The organism is Streptomyces sp. NPDC058632 (genome assembly GCF_042717095.1).
Lineage (GTDB): Bacteria > Actinomycetota > Actinomycetes > Streptomycetales > Streptomycetaceae > Streptomyces.
The window spans coordinates 1-4209 of record NZ_JBHXQZ010000184.1; the positions used below are offsets into that span (position 1 = coordinate 1).

The 4209-nt window shown below is 70.6% G+C and carries 2 protein-coding genes and 3 pseudogenes; 2 read left to right on the plus strand and 3 right to left on the minus strand.

The genetic code is table 11. The features are described from left to right. Together ACFWVE_RS34765 and ACFWVE_RS34770 are read right to left on the minus strand one after the other, a co-directional pair. Nucleotides 1–506: pseudogene (locus ACFWVE_RS34765) on the minus strand (serine/threonine-protein phosphatase); the annotation flags it as partial. Nucleotides 507–763: 257 nt separating this feature from the next. Then, entirely contained in the window at nt 764–1639 is an 876-nt protein-coding gene (locus ACFWVE_RS34770) for an SDR family NAD(P)-dependent oxidoreductase (protein WP_384023193.1), read from the minus strand. Nucleotides 1640–1869: 230 nt separating this feature from the next. Here ACFWVE_RS34770 and ACFWVE_RS34775 point away from each other — a divergent pair. Both ACFWVE_RS34775 and ACFWVE_RS34780 read left to right on the plus strand, forming a co-directional pair. Beyond that, a pseudogene (locus ACFWVE_RS34775) lies at nt 1870–2098 on the plus strand (transcriptional regulator); the annotation flags it as partial. Between the two features lie 1308 nt (nt 2099–3406). Then, nucleotides 3407–3508: pseudogene (locus ACFWVE_RS34780) on the plus strand (hemolysin III family protein); the annotation flags it as partial. 197 nt (nt 3509–3705) lie between these two features. Here ACFWVE_RS34780 and ACFWVE_RS34785 read toward each other — a convergent pair. Further along, on the minus strand, nt 3706–4209 hold a 504-nt coding region (locus ACFWVE_RS34785), incomplete at its 5' end, for a PP2C family protein-serine/threonine phosphatase (RefSeq protein ID WP_384023196.1).

Below are 4209 nucleotides of genomic sequence, written 5' to 3' on the forward strand. Positions count from 1 at the left end.
AGCGACGCCGGGAGCAGCCGGTGCTGGATCTCCGCGGCCAGACTCAGCGGCTTGGTCCGGCGGCCCCACTGGTACACGTCGGTGAAGGACCGGTTCGCGATGACGATGTACGCCAGGGCGTGCGCGGTCTCGCCGATCTCCCGCATCACCTCCGCGTCCGGCGCCGCGGGCAGGAACAGTTCGAGGAGCCCGATGGCGTCCCCCCGGTTGGTCACCGGGGCGACGATCCGCACCAACGCGCCCTCACCCTTGTCCTCCACGCCCGGCCGCTGGGTACGGATCACATCGTCGTACAGGGTGCCCCGCAGGGAGATGCGCCGGACCGGCTCATCGGTGTCGACGCTGCCCGCCGCCCCCAGCCGTACGACCGAACCGCCGGTGAAGTCGGTGATCAGGAACGACACCGACACGGCCCCGAGGCGCTCCCTGAGCATGCCCGCGACCACGTCGAGCGACTCCACGGGCGCCGCGGCCTCCGCCGCCGCCAGCGCCCCCGCCAACGTCATCGCCCTGCTCCGGCCACCCCCGTTCCCGGGAGTACGAGTGGTCGGCCCACTGTCCCCGTCAGGCCCGCGTACGGTCACGGCGACTCCTCGCTCCTCGCTGGCGCTCAGGGCTCCGTCCCACGTGCGCGAGGGGCCGGAGCCAAGCCCGATGCCGGGCAGATGCCATTGCATCACAGGGCCCCTGAACGGATGGGCCGGTCGGCCGACCGCTCGTCGAACGGTCCGCTGCCGCCGTGTGGGAGGCCCGGGTCCCGCAGTTACCCGGTCCCACCGGAGTTCATGCCACGGCGGCACTGAAGGCGAACCGTGGTGCCCGCTGGTGCTGCGCTCCAGGATGCTCGCCGACGCCCGGACGTCGTAGGACGATGCGGCTTGAGGCCCGATGACCCCGGCCGGGTGTACTCCATGGTCGTTCTCCGTTCGTTCGGCGGGGTCAGCCGGTCGACGGCGGCCATGTCCGCCTCGTCGTGGCGCTCGTGCTGCTCGTTGAACGGGTCGAGCGTCTCCGCGTGAACGGTGTCGTTGTTGTGCGATCCCAGCTCGGTGTCGACGGCGCCCGGCTCCAGGACACCCACCCGCACGTGCCGGTCGGCCGGCTCCTGGCGCAGTGACTCGGTGAACCCGTTCACGCCGAACTCGGTGAGGTCGTAGACCCCGAAGTCCGCCGATGCCCGGCGGCCGGCGACCGAGCTGATGTCGGCGATGTCGGCGACCTGCCGCGGGCCCTCTTCAGCGGCCTTGAGCAGGTGCGGCAGAGCGGCGTGGGTGGTGTGGAGCAGGCCCCGGACGTTGACGGCGATCACGCGCTCCCATTCCTGGGGGTCCGCGCCGACGACCGGGCCCAGCGGCATCAGCCCGGCGTTGCCGACCAGGATGTCCAGCCGCCCGAACCGCTCCACCGTCTGCCGTACGGATGTTTCGGCCTGGTCGCGGTCGGTGATGTCCGCCTCCACCGCCAGCGCGGTGCCGCCGGCCCGCGTGATCTCGGTGGCCGGCGTCTCCGGGCGGTCCTTGCGGCGGGCCACCACGGCGACCGAGGCGCCCTGCCCGGCGAGCCGGCGGGCGGTGGCAGCGCCGATACCGCTGCTCGCTCCGGTGACGAGTGCGACGGTACCGGTCAGTTTTGGGGCCATGAGGGACATGTCCTTCCCCGGGACAGGCGGCGCGGCAAGTGGGACAGCGCGTCAAGCGGACGAGGCGGACCCTTCGAGTGCCATACTCGGTGCAGATCAGAGGGCCCGCCATCCAGGCAACCACCCGCCGGACCCGTTCGGGCCGCCCCAAGGGGCACCCCTTCACCGGGGGCCTGCCAGTACCTCCCGTGCGGCCTCACCGGCACCCGGGCCCGCCGTACGGTGAACCCATGGACCGCAGCACCGAGGTCCGTGAGTTCCCGCGCACCCGCCGCGCCCGGATCACCCCCGAACAGGCCGGCCTCACCCCCCCATGCCGGGCCCCGCCGCGTTCCGGGCCTGCACCGCGAGGAAGTCGCCCGGCTCGCCGGGGTCAGCGTCGACCACTACGTCCGCCTGGAACGGGGCCGCACCCAAGGCGTCTCCGAAGCGGTCCGGGAGGCCGTCGCCCGCGCCCTGTTCGGCACCGGGGCGCTGCTCCGGGACGCGGATCCGTACGGTGAGTTGAGTGGTGTAACTCCTGGTCAGGAAGCGCCAGTTGGGACTGGCGAGTCTCCCCGGAGGAACACCGTGAAGCAGCGTATGCGTTCGAAGACGTCCATGGGGGAGGCGACGGAGCCGGTGCTGGATTGGGCCCCGGTAGGGCAACTGGTGGCGCAGGCGAAGGCCGACGGTGCCCAGCCGGCCGGGGAAGGGCTCCGCCCAGAACTCCGATGCCGGCGGCTGGGTGGTCGCAGTCGACCGCGCTCTTCCGGCTGACCGGCAGGCAAGGAGTGTCGGCGCCGGTGAGGCCGATGGGCAGCCGGCCCGTCGTCAGCGCTCGTTGGGATCGTCGGCGATTGCGCGGTCAGGTGCAGGGTGCAGGTGCCGCCGCGCCTCCATCGGTGGTTGAGACCGACTGTCTCTCCGACCGGCGCACGAAAATCTATGTCGCCGGGAGTAGACATTGGGTGGTGGTGTGGTTATGGTTTCTCTCGTAGTCGAGATCGAGCAGGGCCCGGCAGGGATGAACTGCCGGGCAGTGGTACACGCAGTTCGCAGAGCGGTGCGGTGGTGGAGTTCCGGAGCCAGGGTTGTCGCAGGACGGTGACGGGACTGACGACCGGACCGGGTGGCCCGCAGTGATCAGGGGCCGCCGTGAGCGGTACGCGGTGCACGCAGTAGCAGTTCCGTATGTGCGGTTCGCAGTACCAGCGGTGCGGTTGTCAGTGGTTCCCCGGTAAAGGCGTCGGCCGCGGGCGCGCGTACCGGGAGGTTCGGCAGTGGGGTTCCAAGCCAGGGCAGACGCAGGACGGGCGACGGGGCTGGCTGCCGGAGAGTGGCGCTGTCGCAGGCCACCGGGTGGTTCGCATCACCAGCAGTACGCAGTTCCGCTTGGCAAGTGATTGATTCGAGGGAAGAACGGAGGAGTTGAGCGCCATCAGGATCGCCCGGGCGGACGGCTTGAGCCCGGGTACCGCAGGACATCGTTGGTGAGGTGGTCTCCGGTCACGCATGCGCGATCCCCGCATTGCCCGCTCTCCCCCCGGGTGGGCCTGCGGAACAAGTAGGCCGGCGCGGTACTACGGCCGGCAGATGGTGTAGCAGTTCCTTCCAGATGGTGTAGCAGTTCCTTCGGGGCCCTGGTGCCAGTACGGCACCAGGGCCCCTCCACGTGGTCTGCGGAGAGGTGCGGATGACAGCAGACGACTCCTCCGGCCGTCCCGGCGACGACTGCCTGCACGACGGGCCGGGCCCCGGTGGCTCGTCGACAACGGCACCCCCATCGAGGCTTCACCCCGCTGGTTCGGCTTCCACGAGGTCTTCCACGCGCTGACCGTGGCGGCTTTCACCGCGCACTGCACCGCCATCTCCCTGACCGCCCCCTGACCGCGACAGCGCGCCTTCTCCCGCCGCGAGGTGGCACGGACGACTTTTCCCTCCCACTGGTCGTCGTGACCGTCGTGACCGTCGTGCTCGGTGTCATCGGAGCGGTGAGCGGTGGCCAAGGGCGTGTTCTGCCTGTTGGTCATCGGTGTGGTGGTTGTGGTCGCCGGCCGAAGCCGGCTGCCGGAGCAGCCCTCGGGTCAGTGTCCAGGAGCGGTCCGCCCCGTCCGTGACGGTGCGGAGGCGTCGGCGAGGTCGGCGCCGGTTTCGGCGTCCCGCTGGGAATGGTCGATGCCGTGCCAGTCCAGGCACATGACGGTCGCGTCGTCCTGCAGGTGGCCCTGGTTGGCGTCGGCGATCGCCGCGATGAGGGTGCGGGCGGCTTCGCGGGGATGCAGGGTGCGGGTGCGGACGATCATGTCCGACAGGTCGAGGCTGTTGGCGTTGCGCTCCAGCATGCCGTCGGTGAGCATCACCAGCCGGTCACCCGGCCGTATGTCCAGCGATTGGACCCGGTAGGTGTGGGGGATCTGGAAGCCGAACGGCATATCGACTTCTGGAACGATCTCCTGCACCCGTCCGTCCCGTATGCGCAGTGGCCAGGGGTGGCCGGCGTTGATGAACTCGGTCCTGCCGTCGAGCAGGCTGATGCGCAGGAGCTGGCCGGTGACGTAGCCCTTGTGGCCGTGCTCACGCATGGCCTG

Bases quoted from the DNA above. Each gene is read 5' to 3' on its own strand.
- ACFWVE_RS34770 (WP_384023193.1), bottom strand. From the start codon at position 1,639: ATGGCCCCAAAACTGACCGGTACCGTCGCACTCGTCACCGGAGCGAGC.